This window comes from Hyphococcus flavus (genome assembly GCF_028748065.1).
Classification (GTDB): Bacteria; Pseudomonadota; Alphaproteobacteria; order Caulobacterales; family Parvularculaceae; genus Hyphococcus; species Hyphococcus flavus.
Genome location: NZ_CP118166.1, coordinates 3,426,034 through 3,442,910, shown reverse-complemented (window position 1 = coordinate 3,442,910; position 16,877 = coordinate 3,426,034). Strand labels below are relative to the sequence as shown.

Below are 16,877 nucleotides of genomic sequence, written 5' to 3'. Positions count from 1 at the left end.
AAGTTAATCTTCACTGAAACCGGCTTTTTCATTTGTCATTTTGGGAATGATTTCTGTGGTGACGTTTCGACGCGTCCGTCATTCGCCTTGCGTACGGTTGGCAAGGATAACGCTCACCAGATACGCTTTTTGAGAATCCATGTTTGCAACGATTTGTGCTGCTTGTTCACTGTTCATGGATGAAATTAACCCGGCGGCAAACTTTGCATCCATTTCGTTGATGATGTCGCCGGCTTGCGCTGGTTTCATGCCTTCATAGATTGCCGCCAGTTTGGCGATATCTTCATTGCGCCCATCCTGAACGATTTTGATGCTGGTCTGTAGCTTGTTATTCGCTTCTTCCAGTTCGGCGAGGCGTTTGTCGACCTGGGTTTCGTATGTTTTGAGTTCTGCTTCACGATCGGCGATTTTGGTTTCGCGTTGGTCAAGCGCATACATCCGGTCTTTCACTGCTGCGGCAAGTTCGCCGCCAATGCAAGAATCGGCAACCGGCGTCGCGGCGTGATCGGCCGGGGCGTGGTCGTTCTCCGCCATGGCGTCAGCAGCCATCACGGCGATCCGGCCGATAAAGGAGCCGAAAAAAACGACCCCAAGTACGAGAAGCGCTCTGGTTTTCATTGGGCTTATCCGGCCAGTTTTTTCATTTTTTGCTGGTTGCGCGCTGTCATCAAAGCGGCGGAAACTTTCGACTGGCGGCGTCTTTTCGGCGTTGTCGGTGCGTCATCTTCATCAAGGAACGCGACATTGCCTTCTTGTTCCTCCGGCACATGGCGCGTGCCAGGGCCATCCGGATCGGGATCATCAACCAGGAAGAAATCAATCTGCTGGTCAAGTTTTTCCTGCAATTCGCGTGCTTTCGCCAATCTTTCGTCTAGAGCGGCCGAAGCCTTGCCGCTGGCGTCATTGACGTCACGGATCGCGATTTCAGCAAGTTCGCTGATCACATCAATCATTTCGGAAAGTTGCGGCAGAATTTCTTTTGTTTCTTCAACGAGAGGCGAAAGTTCAGCAATGCTTTCAGCGCTTGTCTCTTTCGCCATAGCGACGGTAGTGCGCGCTTGCTCAACCGTATGCGACATTGTCGCGATTGTCGCGCCCAAACCCTTTTCGGTGCTTTTCAGCGCCTCAAGCTTTCGGCTCAGAATGAAGCAGTAAAATGTTGCAGCACCGGACGCGGCGAGCAGCATGAAATTGATGATCATCTCCATTGTCGAGAGCCCCTCAGGTTAGTACGAAATCTGTGATGAGAACGCTTTTGATTTGCGCGTTCGGAACGACGGCGCTGATACGCCTTTGAATTTGTGCGCGAAGACGGGACATGGCCGCCGGATCTTCAAGAACCGATCCGTCGATGGAACGCAGATAGGTGTTGAGCACATCCTTGACATAAAACCCGTGTTCCAAAAGCGTTTCCGCATCTTCTTCACCGGTTTCCAGAACCAGTGAAATTTTTAAATGCTTTGACCGGCCAATCGGCTGGATCGATACGATGATCGGATCGAGCACCAAAAAAGTTGCATATTCGCTGTGCTGAATTTTACCGATTGCTTTGACGTCGCCTTCACCGTCTTTGCCGCCGTGACCGCCGCCTTTTTTCTTTTTCTTCTTTTTGTCTTTTTTCTTTTCGCCGTGTTCGTCTTTGGCTCCGTGATCTCCGGTTTTATCATCGCCATGTTCGTCGCCTGCATCGGCGTGTTGTTCTTCGCTATCGCCGCCTGGCGTAGGTGCAAACATGAATGCAGCCCCGGCGGCAACGCCGGCAACGACGATTGCCGCAATAATCATCGGAATAAGACCGAGGCCTTTCTTTTTTGGCTCTTCGGTTTCTTCGCCTTCTTTAGGCTTTTCTTCCGCTGCTTTTTCTTCGTCAGCCACGATGGTCAATCCATTAATCTTTGGCTGTACTTTAAGCACGCATTCGTAAACTCAAAATTAATCAAACAACGAGAAATTAACTAAGAAAATTAGAAACGTATGCGGCCAACGCACATAGTCGAATAGGTCGGGGTAATGTTGAAACTCGCTTCTGTCTGGAACGAACTGTCTTTTTCGCGCAAGACCATTCTGGTCGGCGTTCTTGTCACCACGCTGATTGTATGCAGCGCCGTCATGAACATGGCGACACAGCCCCGCATGGCTTTTCTCTATGGCGGGCTGGACGCATCTGCGGCTGGCGATGTCCTTTCTGCGCTCGAAGCCATGGATGTAGACGCCGAGGTGCGGGGAGAGGCGATCTATGTTCCTGAACCACGCCGCGATGCATTGCGGATGGCGCTCGCCCGGCAAGGGTTACCAAGACAGGGACAGCCGGGTTTTGAACTTCTTGACGAATTAAACGGCTTTGCAACCACTTCTGAAATGTTTGACGCCGCTTATTGGCGCGCCAAGGAGGGCGAGCTGGCGCGCACATTACTGGCGACGCCGGGCGTTAAATCCGCGCGCGTACACATTGCGGTTCCGAAATCATCCTCATTCACGCGCCGCCGGCAGCCGCCTAGCGCGTCAGCGACCATTACCATGAGCCGCGGCCGCCTCGACGTTAATCAGGCGACGGCCATGCGCTATCTGATTGCGCTCGCCGTGCCCAACCTCAATCCGGAGCAGGTAGCAGTTATCGATTCCGTCAACGGCGTGATTTTGAAACCCGGCGCAGGCGACCCGATGGAGGTGGCCGAAGGCGAGGTCGGCGACCGTGAACGCAAACTTGAGGCGAATTTGATCGATTTGCTGGAGGCGCGCGTCGGACCGGGCAATGCGCGGGTAACAGTTTCTTTAGACATTGATCGCGAGCGTGAGACGGTTTCCGAGCGTATTCTTGACCCCGATAGCCGGGTGATGATGGGTCGTGAGACCGCTGACATGCAGGAATCCGGCACGGGCGGGACAAGCGCTGTCACTGTGGCGAGTAATCTGCCTGATGGAGAGGCTGGCGGGCAGCAGACCCCGTCGAGCAATTCGCGCTCCGAAACAAATGAAACAACGCGCTTTGATATTTCTGAGGTGCAACGCCAGCGTGAGAAAATGCCAGGCGCGATCTCTCGTGTGCACGTGGCTGTTCTAATCAACGAACCGGCTGCGGCGGAAGATCAAACGGTTACACCGCGTACGGAGGAAGAGTTGCAGTCTATCCGCGACCTTGTCACTGCTTCCGTTGGCTTTGAAGAAGCGCGCGGCGATGTTGTCACGGTCAAATCAATGCCCTTCCATGAATATGAAGCGGTGGAAACGCCGGAAGAAACAGGCGGGATCATGTTGTGGGCGCAGCAGAACGTCATGTCGATCCTTCAGATCGTCATTCCGGCGCTGGTCGTGATTGTCCTTGGCATGTTCGTTTTGAAGCCAGTTCTTACACAGGATGTGGCTGGCGGCGGCGCGCAGGCACTGGCTGATCTTTCCGCTACAGATGCGACGGCTGCGCCGCAACTTGCCGCACCGAAATCGCCGCTGGAAGAATTACGAGAGGCGAGCGCCGCTGACAAAGAAGCGACCGCGACGGTTCTGAAATCCTGGCTCGGCGATACGGAAAAGGCGGCGTAAATGACCGGTTCCTCCCTCGCCACATCAGACAAGGGGCAAGGCGCGACGGTGCGGTTTCCGGTGCTGCCCGGCAGAACGCCGGTAGCCCAGGGCGCCGATACGACTTGTGAAGCATACAAGGCCGGGCATCGTGACGCGTCCATCGCCTATGCCGAAGAAAAAGCGGCGCTTGAGCGTTCTCATCAGGCTTTCGTCGACAGTGTCGGTGTCATGTTGAGTGACATGGAAGCGCGCTATCGCGATGAAGCGCTTGCGCTGATCGCGCGTTTGTTTACGGCTGTCGCCCCGGCCATGGCGCGCGGCTCCGCGCTGTCTGAAATCATGTCGCTGGTAAGCGATCGCGCCCGTCATTCAGATGATGAGTTGAAGCTGCGTGTGCACCCCGATCTTGTGTCTCATCTGTCAGAGACCGATCAGAAAAAGTTGAGCGATAATCCGCAGATCATTCTGGAAACCGACCCCTCCTGCGCGCCATCGTCAATCGATGCGCGCTGGTCGAAGGGAGGCTTTTGTCATGACCCGGACGCGCTCATCAAGGAAATTTTAACTGCGCTGGACGCACCGTCCGTCCCGCAAGAGGAGCAGGGCAATGAGTGATACGAATGAAATCGTCGCAGAAGATGATGTCGTTGAAGCGGTGGCCGATGAAGGTGCGTTGCGAAACAAGAACATTCTCGGGCTGCCCGTCCGTATTGTTGTCTCCGTCGGCGGTGCGCAGGTGTCTGTAAAAGACCTTCTCGATCTGAAACAGGATACGGTCATCGACCTCGATGCGGCGATTGACGATCCGGTTGATATTTATGTGGGCGACAGGCTGGTTGCGCGCGGGGAGCTGGTGGAAGCGACCGACAATGAAAACGGCATCGGCGTCAAGCTCCTCGAAGTTTGCGGCTTCGGCGACTAGCGCAATAAGGAATACTATGCGTCGACTGACAGCCATATTAGCGGTGCTGCTTGCAGCGGGCGTTATGTTTGCTGCGCCTGCATTTGCGCAGGAAATTGCGCCGGCTGCTGAAGACATCGCTGCTGACGCCGGGCTGCTGGACGCGGTGGATGAGGCGGGCGGACTGACCAAGCGTATTGTTCAGATTTTCCTGCTGGTTACGGTTTTAAGCCTGGCGCCGGGCATCGCCATGATGGTGACTTGCCTGCCGTTCATGATCATCGTCCTGTCGATCCTGCGTCAGGGTGTCGGCCTGCAACAGGCGCCGCCAAACATGCTGATCGTTTCTGTGGCGATTTTCCTGACCTATTTTGTCATGGAGCCGGTTTTTAAAGACGCATGGGCGTCTGGCGTGCAGCCAATGCTGAATGGTGAAATGCAGGAAGACGTCGCTTTCGGTGAAACCATGAAGCCGTTCCGCACCTTTATGGAAGCGCGTGTCGACCCCGGCGCCGTAGATATTCTTGCTGATGCGCGGCCCCTGGAAACGCAACCGGCTGCGGAAGAGGGCGCAACGCCATTGTCGCTGCTGGTGCCGGCGTTTGTCCTGTCTGAAATTCAGCGTGCTTTTGAAATCGGGTTTGTGGTCTTGCTGCCGTTTCTGGTGATTGACTTGCTGGTCGCGTCGATCCTGATGGCCATGGGTATGATGATGGTGCCGCCGGCGATCGTCTCCCTGCCGTTCAAGGTTGCATTCTTTGTGCTGACCAATGGCTGGGTCGCCGTTTCCGGCGCGCTTGTAAGAGGGTATACGTAATGCCGGGTAATGCATTGCAAAAGATCGATCCGAATTCGCCTATGGAGACCTGGTTCACCAAGTCCCACAAGGCGGCGATTGTGCTTGCGTCTTTATCGGCGGAAACCGCTGCGGCCATTGTTGAGGATATTTCCGATGCGCAGCTTAAAGCCTTCGCCAAAGCTTTTTGCGAGTTGAAGTCCGTGCCGCCGCAACTGTTGCAGGCGGTGGCGGAGGAGTTCCTGTCGGAAATCACTAAAACCGATAACGACCTCGCCGGCGGCGCTGACGAGGCGCGGCGTGTTTTGGGCCTGATGACGGAAGAAGACCGAGCCGAGCGTATTCTGATCGAACTGAACGGCGGCGGCGATGCCGGCGGCAATATCTGGGAGCGTGTTGAAAAACTCGATGACGAGGTGCTTGCCGAATATGTGCAAAAGCAACGCATGCCGGTGGGGGCCGCGATCCTCGCGAAACTGGATTACGAAAAAACCGCTAGCGTCCTGAACGCCGCCGAAGACGGCTACGCCAAACAAATCCTTATCGAGTTGGCGCGCAAAAAGCCGCCGTCACCAGCCGCCATTGAGGCTATCGCCCAGGTTCTCGAAGAAGATCTGTTAAAGCCTGCGCCAGGCGCCGCCGAGGAAGAAGAGGGCGACGGCGAAGACGGCGAAGAAAAGAAAGATACGGGCGCTGGCGCCGTTGTGGGCGAGATCGTCAATAACCTGCCGGGCGCGAAGCGCGACGCCTTTATAGCCCATATCAACGAAACCGATCCGGAAGTTGGGGCGGCGGTCAAAAAAGCGCTCCTCATCTTCGAAGACCTTCATTCGCGCGTGCCGGAAAGCGGCGCCCCCGCCGTTATGCGCGATATCGAACGCGAAACGCTTCTCACCGCCATCAAGCATGGCGAGAAAAACGCGCCGGAAACGGTGGCGTTCCTCTTCGGCAATATCTCGAAACGCATGGTCGAACAGTACAAGGAAGAACTCGCCGAAATGGACGAGCCGTCAGAAACCGATGGCGAAGCTGCCCAGCGCGAGATCACGTCGGCTGTGCGCCGCCTGGTGCGCGAAGGCGAGTTCAAACTCAACGCTATTGAGGAACCGGAAGGCGAAGAAAAAGCGGCTTGAGGGCTGCTCTCTTTCGATCTCTCCACCGGTCATCCCGGCGCAAGCCGGGATCCAGTGTTTTTTTGTCATGTCCGGGCTTGTCCCGGGCATCCAGTGATTTTTTAGAGGCTTTGCTGGATCACCGGCATAAAGCCGGTGATGACATCTAAAACAGACGTCACGGTCAAGCCGTGGCGAGTCGGGGTGTGAGTGATCGTGAACGCCCGCTGGCGATTCCCTACGCTTCAAGCGTGGGGTCCAGTTAGGTCTGCGGCTGAAGAAAGCGATCATCTAAAAATACTCTCCACGATTGGCGCCGTCGTAACGGCCCGGCTTCATGCAGCATTTCTTGAAATCTGCGTCCTGATCCGCATGGGCATGGATCATTCCTACCAAGTTTTTCCAAAAGCTCAATCTCACCGCCTTTAATGGTGCGATGACCGCGCTTGACGTTTGTTTCCGAAGGGAAGCCCTTACGACGTTTTGAAGACGGCTCGAAAGCAGGGCAGGTCGGTAATGTCGATGTTCTTTTTCATGTCGCCCTCCATATTAAAATATGCCGCCTACAAATAAATTTCTACATTGACAAGTCAAAACCCAAGCCCTAACCACACACTCGATAATTTACAGGAGGAATACATGCATATGTTTATGCTCATTGCGCCTCCGCCCTTCCGGCAGGACGCCAGCCGGTAAGGCGGGTTAGCCGGAAGAAAACGTTGACCGCGTTTTTTTCACTATTGTTATCAAGGTTGAGAGCTATGTTTGTGCGCCACGCGCACAGCATGCTGTGCCTATACGTGTTGAAAGAAAGCATCATGTATATTCGTTTTATAACGCCGAAGCGGATCGCTTCTGCGCGGGGCGCTGCTGACGGAATTTTTGATGCCGCGCATTTGTGTTGGCTAGATAAAGCCAACCCGGTTTGGCTGCGCAAGTCGATCCGCGATGAGTTGGACTGGTTCAATGAGAATCTGCGGATACCAAAACGGTTCGGGATCGTCACCCGTAAGTCAAATCGCCCGTATAGCGGGATTTGTTGGTTTCGGGACGGTGCACATCATTGCATTCAGCATTCTCGATTGCTTTGCATTTTGTTGCGTGAGGCGGGTACTTATACATCACAAATTTCCACAGTCGAGCCGGGCGACATAGTCTATCGTGATGACTTGCAAATTGTTGCCATGCCCAGAATGGTCACGGAAGTTAATTGGAAGTAGCGCCAGAAAAGATCAGACTGGCGCCGTTCATGATACCATGGAAAAAAACATGGTGGATAACCGTCCACCACCTTTTTTCCGCCCTTATGATGCCTGTTGAGATTGTCTGCGCCGTCATGGCTGCGCAGATCGCATTTAAGCGCGTCAAGGATGGGCCGGTTTCAACCGTCAGGCGCGAGGACAGGAAAGGTATGTCAGTGGAAGGAAGTTGTACAAAATCAGAAGGGGCGAATTGTACAACATTTGGCTGCAAGCCATGCGTTGCGTCGTTTCAACGACAGGCGAGGGATGGGCAATTGTACGAAACGGAAGCGGGAAAGCAGGGCCGATGGAGATGAGTTTGCCTCACCAACTCCGTTCATCCCGGCGCAAGCCGGGAACCAGCAAAAAAATGCCGGGCGGAGCCCGACACTATTTGAGACGCTAGACCCCGGCTTGCGCCGGGGTGAGCGGGAAAAGGAAAGGAATTGAACTTACATCAACACCAGTTCGGCGTGGAGCGCGCCAGCGGCCTTCACCGACTTCAAAATGTCGATGAGCTCGCGCGGTCCGACGCCAAGCGCGTTCAACCCCTCGATAAGGTCGGAGAGGGAGACGTTCTCCTCGACCATGCCGATGCGGCGTTCCGTCTGTTGATCGACGCTGATGGTCGTATCGGGCAGGACGATAGTCTCGCCATTGCGCGAGAACGGATTGGGTTGAGAGACAACAGGCGTTTCACGCACGGTGATGGTGAGGTTGCCTTGGGTGACTGCAAACCGCGAAATCTTGACGTCCGCGCCGAGAACGACAGTACCCGATTTCTGGTCTATGACGATTCGCGCTTTTTGTTCCGGCGAAACGCGCAGGTTTTCAATCCGGCCGAGCAGATGAACCGGCTTCATCGGCGCGCTGGCCATGTCGACCTCAATCGTGCCGGGGTCGAGCACCGTGGCGATCTGCTGGCCAAAGGCGCCGTTGATGGCGCTTTCTATGCGTGTCGCGGTCGTAAAGTCAGGCGAGCGCAGCGCCAGGCGCAGGCTCTCCATCGAGGCGAAATCGAACTTGATTTCTTTTTCGATTCGCGCGCCCTGCGGGATCGAGCCGGAGGTTGGCGCGCCAAAGGTGACCTCAGCGCCAGCGCCTTCGGCGGAAAAACCGCTGGCGAGAACTGGGCCCTGCGCCACGGCGTAAACATTGCCGTCAGCCGCGTGCAGCGGCGTCATGATCAGGGTGCCGCCGAGAAGGTTGCTGGCGTCGCCGATGGCCGAAACAGTGACGTCGATTTGCGATCCGGTTCGTGCAAAAGGCGGCAGGGTTGCAGTGACAACAACTGCGGCGACATTGCGCGGGCGAAAATCCTCGCCCTGGACGTTGACGCCGAGACGCTCAAGCAGGCTCGACAGCGCCTCTTCCGTATAGGGAGAGTTTCTGACGCCGTCGCCTGTGCCGTCGAGGCCGACAATCAGTCCGTAGCCAACGAGGTCGTTGCCGCGCACGCCTTCGACATTGACAATGTCTTTAAGACGTACGTCAGCCGTAGCATCGGCGCACAGGACAAAACCGGCGATAAGAGCAGTCAGGAAAGCTTTGAAACGGTCAAACATGTGAAATCAGATGTAATTTGAGAGTGATAGCTGGGAGATACGCGATGTAAGAAGATAAGATGTCTGCAGTTGTGTTTCGAGTTGCTGCAATAAGGTTGCGGCTTCATACGGGTCGCGCGCGGTACGTTCGTTATAGGTTTCGCCAAGTGCGGCGTGTTCGGCCTCGAGGCGCGTTTGCGCAGCGACCATGCGTTCTTCAGCGGCGCCAATGCGTGACCTGATTTCGGCAACGGAATTGCCCGCTTCGATCAGTCCCGTCGCCGCCGTGGAAAGCGCCGTGTTGCGATCAACAAAACCGGTGTTTTCTTCAGCCACAACAATTGTTGAAAGGTTGCGGAGAAGATCACGGATCGGCTGTTCATCGGCCTTGGCGCTATAGCTGACGAGTTCGCCATCGGAGATTTCCGTGCGCGCTGCATCGCCCGATCCGCCGAGATAGATGTTGGTGTCAAACCCGCCGCCTGGCGTGTTGAAATAGGCGTCGAGGTCCGCTTCAAGCTGTGCAGCATCGGCGGCGCCCGCAAAAATCGCGCGGACATCAGTAAGCAGCGTTTCCGAGTCTGCGAGCGGGTTCGTTTGCACCGCATCGCCGGAGAACAGGGCGCGGCCCTCGTAGCGCTGGTTGAAAGCGGAAATGGCAGCGTCGAGTTGAAGCTGCGCCTGCGTGCCCGAAATGCCAACTGCGTTTTCATCGCGACGATTGACGGCGTCGAGAAGGTTGACGCCAAGATCGGTTGAGCCTTCGCTTGCTCGAGCCAGAGAAATTTGAGTGGTCTGCGCACGGCCAAGGGCGCGGGAAATAGAAGTCTGCGTCGTTGCAATATCGTCGATTGCTTTGCGCAGCATCTGAGCGTCGCCAATGGAGCCGGCGAGTTCGGAATTGAGATCAGCGATGCGACCGGTGACGAGCTCCATCCGCGTTTGCTCGCTGCGCTGTTTGATGTCCGTTATCGCCGTGCTGAGGCGGCTATATTGAAGGAGAGTTGGAAAACCGTATGACGTCATGATCAAATATCCATCAAACGCTGAATCATCTGATCAAGCGTTTGCAGCACGCGCGCATTGGCGGCGTATGCTTGCTCGATCTGCAGCAGGTTTTGGAGCTCGCGGTCCGTATCGACGCCAGTTTCGAGAGTCTCGGCTTCTTTCAGGCCCTGCGCGAGGACTTCCGAGGCGTTCGCTCTGCCAACAGCAGACGCGCGCGTGGCGCCGGCAAGCGATGTTAAATGCGCTGCGCCTTCGGACGCGCTCAGGCTGCCCGGCGATTGCAATGCGGCGTGTGACGGACGCGAGTCCGACATCGCTGCGATCATGGCGCGTACGAAAGCGTCCGTTCCCGCGGCAGCAGGCAGGACGGCGCCAACACCATCGCGCAAGCGGCGGGCTTCGCCTCCCTGTGCCGGATCAACGTTTGCGTTTACGGCAATCCGTCCGGCAAGACCGGTGATGGTTGAAACATCAGCAGCGGCGCCGTCATCGGTAAAGAGGCCCGCGTCGCCCGGATTAAGGCTTGGGTCGACGGATGGGTCCTGGAAGCGTCCGATAAGGTCAAAGGCAAGGGAGTCAAGTGCGGCGGACTGTTCGGGGACGACATTGTCGCGTACGTTAAAGAGGCCCGCAATCGCGCCGCTTTTCGTCGCCTGACCGCTGGAACTGAAAGGGGTAATATTCGCTCCGTCTACGGATAAACCAGAAAGGGCGCCGGCGCCGTCGTCATACGCGCTTTCAGCCGTTACAAAAGGAGCTTGATTGAACTCAACCGTGCGAGCTGTGCCGGATAACAGAAAAACGCCTTCGGGCGTCATCAAGTCGATTCGGCCATTGTCGCGCTGTAATTCACGAACGGGTATGTTTTCATTGACAAGATCGATCAACTGCTGACGCTGATCCATCAATGCTGATGCGTCTCCACCAGTAGTATTGGCTTTGCTGATTGAGTTATTGAGCTTTTCAATCTGCTGCAACGCCTCGTTGACTTCAGCAACGCGTCCGGCGATTTCGCCATCGGCGTCAGAACGGATTTTTTGATACGCGTCGGAAATTCGGTTGAACGTCGTTGCAAGATCTTTCGCAGAGGTAACGCCTTGCTGTTGCAAGGTTCCGCTATCGGGTGTTTCAGCCAGTGTCCGTAAGGAAGTTTCGAAATTGGCGTATTTCTGGAACAGGGCGGATGGGTCTTCCGGTCCGCCAAGCAGATCGGTAACGCGCGACATAGCCCCGGCCGTCGCGCTGTTGAAAGCGAAATCAACGTCAGCAAGACGGCGTTCGTACGTGACCGCCGGGTTGGAAGCGCGCGAAATACCGCCGATACCAACGCCCGCGCCCATGCCGTCTGTAACCCGCTCGGTCAGACTGACCTCGCGGCGGCTATAGCCTTCTGTCGTCGCGTTGGCGATGTTGTTTGACGTAATGCTGGCGCGCCGCGAGGCAGCGGCTAAACCAGACGTCGCGTTAAGAAGCGCCTGGGAGATTGTCATGCTGACGTCCCCTTACTTCCAACTGCCTATCGGATTATATCCGTCGTCTCCTGCAACATCTCATCCACAGTCTGAATGATTTTTGCATTTGACGAATAAGCGCGTTGCGTTTGAATAAGATCAGTAAGTTCCGAAGCGATATCGGTCGTTGATTCTGTCAGAGCAAAGCCAATAGTCAGACCGGCAGGGCCGTCGCCAGCATCCCAGAAATACACGTCACCACTATCCTGAGTTACTGTAAAGGCGGAGTTTCCAACAGCATTCAGACCTTTGAAATTTGGAACGTCAGCGACAGGAATTTGATAAATTGTCCGTCGAAAACCTGTTTCGTAGATTGCTTGTAGGAAACCACGCTCGTCGATTTCGATTGAACTCAAATTGCCAATTGGAGCGCCATCTTTCGTCACGGAAAGGGGAGCGAAACTGCCAGAGAGTTGGGTCAGCGCCGAAGGCTCGCCAGTCCGGCCGATATACATGTCAACCGGGCTCGATGCCGTAGAAAATGTCAGGTTGCCAGTTGTCGCATCATAGGCTGCGCCAGCTCCAGGGGTGACAGTTGCTAGTGAACCGCCGCCTGCAACACTGTCATCAAACGCGACAGTGAAAGTTGCGATAACGACACTGGGATCTCCAGCTTCATCATAAACTTCGACTGTCCACTCGTTGCTTGATCCGCTTGCCGGTACGGTAGGTGTGAAATCAAGCTGCAGCGTTTGCGAACGGCCCAGGGTATCAAAGTACTCGATAGGCAGGTTGTATGAAGTGCCGGCTGCGCCAGCCTCCGTCTCCGTTGCAGGCAGATTGACGCCAAGCTGGATTTGCGTTGTTGGCGCCGCTGCAAACTGGTTGAGATTGACCCGAACCGGTTCCAGCGCGATAGCGCTGTCGCGCGGCGGCGATGCTACATTGCCGTTGATGTCCGCCGGCCATCCCATCAGATACAGACCTGAAAGTGTTTTCAGATAGCCTTGCTCGTCAGTGAAGAACGATCCAGTCGATGCAAGCATCAAGGAACGGTCATTTGCCGATGAATTCACACCGCCAACATCGGTAACAGGCAACATGCCGCGTCCGCTGATAGAGATGTCTGTCGAATTTGAGGTTGTGACGAGGGCGCCCTGAGCGCCGGCGTCGCGATACGTCATCGCGCGTACGCCGCCTGCCGAATAGTCGCCGCTCGTCTGTCGCAACACCATGTCTGCGAATTCAGACTCTGCGCGCTTGTAGCCGTATGTCTGCGAGTTCGCGATGTTGTCTGAGATCGTGCCCAACTTTACTGAGTTGACAGCAAGCCCCATGACGCCGGCATTCAACGACGACGAAATCCCCATAACAGTCTCCACTCCGGAAATAATTTTATTGCTAGCGTTAGTTTTATCTCACGCCTGTTTAAGGAAACCCTAATAGGTAAATGGCTTTTACGATTATTTTTTTGTCAATAAGGTAATGGCTATGCGGCGGTTTTGGGGCGCATAAGGATCATCAGAAAAAGGTTCGGTGTCCGCTTTTCCGGTAACCTGAACTATTTGTGACAGGGGTATGCCGTTTTTAATCATCAAACGCCGCGCAGCAAGCGCACGGTCAGTAGATAGCTCCCAGTTTGTGTAATTTGCGCTTGTTGAAAAAGCATGCGCATCGGTGTGGCCAACAATCGCCATATTATTGCTTACTGTCGCTAACACAGGTGCAATAACTTCTAACAATTCGTAAAGAGTGTTGGAAGGATTGGAAGAGCCGGCGTTATAAAGCGGATGCCCATCAGCATCGACAAGTTCTATAACTAAGCCATCTGGCGTCATGCGCGTTTGAATATGCTTCGCCAGATCGCCTTCGAAAGCGTTCAGGGACTCAGAATCGATTGCACTTTGTACGGATTCCAGGTTTTCCGCATCTGCGGAACCGAGCTCGTTATCGACGCCTTTACCTTCCAGCGGGGCATCCATGGAGTTTTCAGGTCCATTCACCGGTATTTCCCGACTATTTGGGTATTCCCGGACCGCTCCAGTGCCGTCGCGAGAAAGTTGTTCATCAGTAAACACGGAAGAACCGTTGAGCGCGCCGCTGCCGCCACCTGATACCTTCGATATCGGTATAGAAGGATTGAAATAGTCCGCTAGACCTTTGCGCTGGTCTTCGGTTGTAGCGTTAAGGAGCCACATCAAAAGAAAGAAGGCCATCATGGCGGTCACGAAGTCAGCGTAAGCGACTTTCCACGCACCCCCATGGTGTCCGCCGCCGGCGATCACCTTCTTCTTTTTAATGATAATTGGAGCCGCGCTCGCTGCCCGCCCAGCCATACCACCCACCAGATTGCAATCAGATGAGAGGGTTAGCTGAAATTGCTTACGGGCGCTTTTACGCGTTTACTTAATTTATAGCTATTGATGGTTAATGAGATGACGCAACATTTTAACGATCCGGTTTTGGGGTACCTTCATGGGCGAAGAACACGCCAACATACTTAAAAAGAAAATTGCATGCGGCGTTAAGGATGAAGGGCCTTTGGAATTGATCAGGGCTGTTCCGGAGGCGTTTGCAAACGTCATCGCACCTGCATTTTCTACATACTATGGTGAGAAGTGTGAAGCGCGTGAACATGAGGAAGCCTGCTTTGCGCGTATTGGGCAGGCGGTTTCTCCTTATGATGGCCGCTCAGCCATTTATCATTTTCGTTTAAACGGTGAGGAAGACATGTTTGTCATCCTCGACATGGACGCAGCGATGACGGCAGCGGGCTGGTCACTTTCAGGGACCCGCGAGAAGCCAGATCCCGCTCCCGAAGAAGTCAATGCAATTGATCGTCGACTTGCGAAAGGCCTAGCAAAGCCGGCTGCTGATATGATCTTTGAAAAAGCCGGTCAGTGTGGCGCAGTCAAGGGCGCAATTGAACTTATCGCCAGCGGAGCCGATCCAAGACGATTCGATCTGTTAAATGAGCACCAACGTTCTGTTGTATTCGCAATCCAGGCGCAGACCATAGAAGGCGAAGCTCTTGGGGTAATCACCTTCATAGCATCAGAAAATATTCTTGTTGCTGTGCGAGATCACAACAAGGCTTTGCGTGCAGTTGCAGAAGAAAAATGGAAAAACGGTCTTTTACGTCTTGCTTCTTTTTCTGTTGTTGAAATGCGAACCGTTTTGGCTACACAGGACATCGACATCAATAAGCTGATGAATATGAAGGCTGGTGAGGTTATTAATCTCAATAGCGCAACAATTGATGATGTTGCTTTTGCGCCCGCGATAAAGTCTGCGTCTCGGTTGAGGATGACCGGGGCTCTTGGCAACCGGGACGGCGCAAGAGCTCTGAAAATAACGTCTCTGGCCGGTATTTAGGCCCATCCTTGTTTTTTGGCAACTCTACTATGGCGTCTTTGCCTTATTAACCGCTCAGTTGCGCTTTTGATCTGCTGAGCAAGCGATATGTTTGACCAATAGATATCTAAAGGGCAATCTCCCGCATCTTTAATGATTCATGAGAGGGGTCTTCTCCATGCATATGAGACAATTAGCGCTCACAGCCGCCATTTTCACGCTTGTGCTTACAGCGTGTGGAAAGAGTGAAAATACAGATGCCGATGCGCCAGCGGAAACGTTGCGCTCAACTTCAAAGGAAGAAACTAGCTCCACTTTGAATCTTGAGCCGATAGACCAGGCGAAATTGCGCCAGCGCATTGCAGCGTTATCATCAGACGAATTTGAAGGGCGGGCGCCTGCGACTCCCGGCGGGGCGAAAACACGTGAGTGGCTCGTCAATCAAATGAAGGAAATCGGATTGCAGCCGGGTAGTGGCGACTCTTATGAGCAGGTGGTGCCGCTAGTTGAGCTGACGCTCCAGATGGACCAGTCAAACCTTACCATAAACGGAGAAGAACTGGCCCAAGGCTCAGAAGCCGTCTACTGGACGAAAAGAGTGCAGGAAGAGGTCTCATTCACTGAAAGTGATCTGGTATTCGTTGGCTATGGCGTTGTCGCGCCTGAGTATAACTGGAACGACTATGAAGGGATCGATGTAACTGGAAAAACAGTCGTCATCCTTGTGAATGATCCGGGTTATGCGACCGGAGACCCCGACCTATTTAACGGAAACGCTATGACTTACTACGGTCGCTGGACCTACAAGTTCGAAGAGGCCGGTAGGCAGGGTGCTGCGGCAGCCTTGGTCGTTCACCAAACTGCGCCTGCAGCTTATGGCTGGAATGTTGTTGAAGGAAGCTGGACAGGAGCGCAGCTTGATCTGGAAAGGCCTGATGGCGGCGCTAACCGTACCGCGCTCGAAGGGTGGATTCAGGAAAGCGTTGCGCGTGATCTTTTCGATAAAGCCGGAATGAATTTTGATGATGCGGTAGAAGCGGCAAAGTCTAGAGGCTTCACTGCAATGCCGATGGGTGATCTCAAATCTTCAGGCGTAATTAATAGTACTATCCGTCGATCGGAGTCTGCAAATGTTGTAGGGGTTGTTCCTGGTTCTGAGCACCCGGAAGAATACGTGCTTTATATGGCGCATTGGGACCATCTTGGCGTTAATCCAAACGCTGAAGGCGACCAGGTCGCCAATGGTGCGGTCGATAACGCAACGGGTACTGCCGCTATACTGAGTATAGCGGAAGCATTCCTTCAAAGTGAAAACCCGACGGAACGGTCAGTCATAGTTGCAGCGGTTACGGCGGAAGAATCCGGGCTTTTGGGTTCTGCATATATGGCAGAGGATCCGGTCGTTCCCTTTAACCAGATCGTTGGTGGCATCAATATCGATGCAATCCTGCCCTTGCCGCCGACCAAAGATTTGATGGTCGTGGGGTATGGCGCCTCTGAACTGGAGGATATCTTGGAAAACGTCGCGGAGAAACGCGGCATGTATTTAAGGCCGGACCCAGAGCCTGAAAAAGGGTACTTCTATCGCTCTGATCATATTTCTCTCGCGAAGAAGGGCGTGCCAATGCTTTACGCTGACGCTGGAATTGATCTTTTAGACGGCGGTGAAGGTGCAGGCTCCGCCTTTTCTGACGACTATCGCGTCAATCGCTATCATCAGCCATCAGATGAATATTCTGCTGATTGGAATATGGATGGCATGACTAATGTTGTTAGCGTGCTCTATGAAGTTGGCGCGGACATGGCGTACTCGGACAAGTGGCCGAACTGGTACCAAGGAAACGAGTTCAGAGCGCTTAGAGACGAGCAGAGAGCCATTGATCAATAAAGAAATAGCACCAACCTTGGTAGTCCACCATCAATACAGCGCCGCACTAGTCGGCGGCGCTGT

Annotated in this window: 17 protein-coding genes; 8 read left to right on the top strand and 9 right to left on the bottom strand. The window is 54.3% G+C overall.

The window, feature by feature from the left end:
* Positions 1-78 precede the first annotated feature (78 nt).
* Genes PUV54_RS16425 through PUV54_RS16415 form a run of 3 tightly spaced genes read right to left on the bottom strand, consistent with a single transcriptional unit; the run spans position 79 to position 1,875 of the window.
* On the bottom strand, positions 79-618 hold the full coding sequence (locus PUV54_RS16425; protein WP_274493426.1) for a MotE family protein: 540 nt from the start codon (positions 616-618) through the stop codon (positions 79-81).
* A gap of 5 nt (positions 619-623) precedes the next feature.
* Positions 624-1,208 carry a DUF6468 domain-containing protein gene (locus tag PUV54_RS16420; protein ID WP_274493425.1) on the bottom strand — a complete coding sequence of 195 codons (585 nt, stop codon included), beginning with the start codon at positions 1,206-1,208 and terminating at the stop codon, positions 624-626.
* Between the two features lie 13 nt (positions 1,209-1,221).
* Positions 1,222-1,875 (bottom strand): flagellar basal body-associated FliL family protein, encoded by a 654-nt coding sequence (locus PUV54_RS16415; protein WP_274493424.1) that lies wholly within the window; start codon positions 1,873-1,875, stop codon positions 1,222-1,224.
* A gap of 135 nt (positions 1,876-2,010) precedes the next feature.
* Here PUV54_RS16415 and fliF point away from each other — a divergent pair, with 135 nt between their 5' ends.
* From fliF to PUV54_RS16390, 5 genes are read left to right on the top strand one after another with little or no spacing between them, the layout of a single operon-like run.
* Positions 2,011-3,537 (top strand): flagellar basal-body MS-ring/collar protein FliF, encoded by a 1,527-nt coding sequence (gene fliF / locus PUV54_RS16410; RefSeq protein WP_274493423.1) that lies wholly within the window; start codon positions 2,011-2,013, stop codon positions 3,535-3,537.
* Positions 3,538-4,134: a FliH/SctL family protein gene (locus PUV54_RS16405; protein WP_274493422.1), complete on the top strand. Its 597-nt coding sequence runs from the start codon at positions 3,538-3,540 to the stop codon at positions 4,132-4,134.
* A complete protein-coding gene (locus PUV54_RS16400) occupies positions 4,127-4,441 on the top strand; it encodes a FliM/FliN family flagellar motor switch protein (RefSeq protein WP_274493421.1) in 315 nt (104 codons plus the stop codon). The genes PUV54_RS16405 and PUV54_RS16400 overlap by 8 nt, the downstream gene beginning before the upstream one ends.
* A 16-nt stretch (positions 4,442-4,457) precedes the next feature.
* Entirely contained in the window at positions 4,458-5,237 is a 780-nt protein-coding gene (gene fliP, locus PUV54_RS16395; RefSeq protein ID WP_274493420.1) for a flagellar type III secretion system pore protein FliP, read from the top strand.
* Positions 5,237-6,349 (top strand): FliG C-terminal domain-containing protein, encoded by a 1,113-nt coding sequence (locus PUV54_RS16390; RefSeq protein ID WP_274493419.1) that lies wholly within the window; start codon positions 5,237-5,239, stop codon positions 6,347-6,349. Before fliP ends, PUV54_RS16390 begins: the two co-directional genes overlap by 1 nt.
* A 241-nt stretch (positions 6,350-6,590) precedes the next feature.
* On the opposite strand, the gene PUV54_RS16715 is transcribed toward PUV54_RS16390, so the two are convergent.
* Positions 6,591-6,734, bottom strand: a complete 144-nt coding sequence (locus PUV54_RS16715) for an SEC-C metal-binding domain-containing protein (RefSeq protein ID WP_420797884.1) — start codon at positions 6,732-6,734, stop codon at positions 6,591-6,593.
* 412 nt (positions 6,735-7,146) lie between these two features.
* Between PUV54_RS16715 and PUV54_RS16385 the strand changes: the two genes are divergently transcribed.
* A complete protein-coding gene (locus PUV54_RS16385) occupies positions 7,147-7,548 on the top strand; it encodes a hypothetical protein (protein ID WP_274493418.1) in 402 nt (133 codons plus the stop codon).
* 473 nt (positions 7,549-8,021) lie between these two features.
* On the opposite strand, the gene PUV54_RS16380 is transcribed toward PUV54_RS16385, so the two are convergent.
* From PUV54_RS16380 to PUV54_RS16360, 5 genes are all read right to left on the bottom strand, one after another.
* Positions 8,022-9,134: a flagellar basal body P-ring protein FlgI gene (locus tag PUV54_RS16380; RefSeq protein WP_274493417.1), complete on the bottom strand. Its 1,113-nt coding sequence runs from the start codon at positions 9,132-9,134 to the stop codon at positions 8,022-8,024.
* A gap of 6 nt (positions 9,135-9,140) precedes the next feature.
* Positions 9,141-10,139: a flagellin gene (locus PUV54_RS16375; protein WP_274493416.1), complete on the bottom strand. Its 999-nt coding sequence runs from the start codon at positions 10,137-10,139 to the stop codon at positions 9,141-9,143.
* A 2-nt stretch (positions 10,140-10,141) separates the two neighbouring features.
* Positions 10,142-11,611 carry a flagellar hook-associated protein FlgK gene (flgK, locus tag PUV54_RS16370; RefSeq protein WP_274493415.1) on the bottom strand — a complete coding sequence of 490 codons (1,470 nt, stop codon included), beginning with the start codon at positions 11,609-11,611 and terminating at the stop codon, positions 10,142-10,144.
* Positions 11,612-11,637: 26 nt separating this feature from the next.
* Positions 11,638-12,942, bottom strand: a complete 1,305-nt coding sequence (locus PUV54_RS16365; protein ID WP_274493414.1) for a flagellar hook protein FlgE — start codon at positions 12,940-12,942, stop codon at positions 11,638-11,640.
* Positions 12,943-13,035: 93 nt separating this feature from the next.
* Positions 13,036-13,908, bottom strand: coding sequence for a flagellar motor protein MotB (locus PUV54_RS16360; RefSeq protein ID WP_420797883.1), 873 nt, complete (start codon positions 13,906-13,908; stop codon positions 13,036-13,038).
* 139 nt (positions 13,909-14,047) lie between these two features.
* On the opposite strand from PUV54_RS16360, the gene PUV54_RS16355 reads away from it, so the two are divergent.
* Positions 14,048-14,947, top strand: coding sequence for a FliM/FliN family flagellar motor switch protein (locus tag PUV54_RS16355; RefSeq protein ID WP_274493412.1), 900 nt, complete (start codon positions 14,048-14,050; stop codon positions 14,945-14,947).
* A gap of 157 nt (positions 14,948-15,104) precedes the next feature.
* Positions 15,105-16,814, top strand: a complete 1,710-nt coding sequence (locus tag PUV54_RS16350; RefSeq protein WP_274493411.1) for a M28 family metallopeptidase — start codon at positions 15,105-15,107, stop codon at positions 16,812-16,814.
* Positions 16,815-16,877: the final 63 nt, after the last annotated feature.

What these genes read in the sequence shown, in the direction of transcription:
- PUV54_RS16420 (WP_274493425.1), bottom strand. Translation starts at nt 1,208, where the DNA reads ATGGAGATGATCATCAATTTCATGCTGCTCGCCGCGTCCGGTGCTGCA.
- fliF (WP_274493423.1), top strand. Translation starts at nt 2,011, where the DNA reads ATGTTGAAACTCGCTTCTGTCTGGAACGAACTGTCTTTTTCGCGCAAG.
- PUV54_RS16400 (WP_274493421.1), top strand. Translation starts at nt 4,127, where the DNA reads ATGAGTGATACGAATGAAATCGTCGCAGAAGATGATGTCGTTGAAGCG.
- PUV54_RS16365 (WP_274493414.1), bottom strand. Translation starts at nt 12,942, where the DNA reads ATGGGGATTTCGTCGTCGTTGAATGCCGGCGTCATGGGGCTTGCTGTC.
- PUV54_RS16385 (WP_274493418.1), top strand. Translation starts at nt 7,147, where the DNA reads ATGTATATTCGTTTTATAACGCCGAAGCGGATCGCTTCTGCGCGGGGC.
- PUV54_RS16350 (WP_274493411.1), top strand. Translation starts at nt 15,105, where the DNA reads ATGCATATGAGACAATTAGCGCTCACAGCCGCCATTTTCACGCTTGTG.
- PUV54_RS16355 (WP_274493412.1), top strand. Translation starts at nt 14,048, where the DNA reads ATGGGCGAAGAACACGCCAACATACTTAAAAAGAAAATTGCATGCGGC.
- PUV54_RS16405 (WP_274493422.1), top strand. Translation starts at nt 3,538, where the DNA reads ATGACCGGTTCCTCCCTCGCCACATCAGACAAGGGGCAAGGCGCGACG.
- PUV54_RS16425 (WP_274493426.1), bottom strand. Translation starts at nt 618, where the DNA reads ATGAAAACCAGAGCGCTTCTCGTACTTGGGGTCGTTTTTTTCGGCTCC.
- fliP (WP_274493420.1), top strand. Translation starts at nt 4,458, where the DNA reads ATGCGTCGACTGACAGCCATATTAGCGGTGCTGCTTGCAGCGGGCGTT.
- PUV54_RS16390 (WP_274493419.1), top strand. Translation starts at nt 5,237, where the DNA reads ATGCCGGGTAATGCATTGCAAAAGATCGATCCGAATTCGCCTATGGAG.
- PUV54_RS16375 (WP_274493416.1), bottom strand. Translation starts at nt 10,139, where the DNA reads ATGACGTCATACGGTTTTCCAACTCTCCTTCAATATAGCCGCCTCAGC.
- PUV54_RS16380 (WP_274493417.1), bottom strand. Translation starts at nt 9,134, where the DNA reads ATGTTTGACCGTTTCAAAGCTTTCCTGACTGCTCTTATCGCCGGTTTT.
- flgK (WP_274493415.1), bottom strand. Translation starts at nt 11,611, where the DNA reads ATGACAATCTCCCAGGCGCTTCTTAACGCGACGTCTGGTTTAGCCGCT.
- PUV54_RS16360 (WP_420797883.1), bottom strand. Translation starts at nt 13,908, where the DNA reads ATGGCTGGGCGGGCAGCGAGCGCGGCTCCAATTATCATTAAAAAGAAG.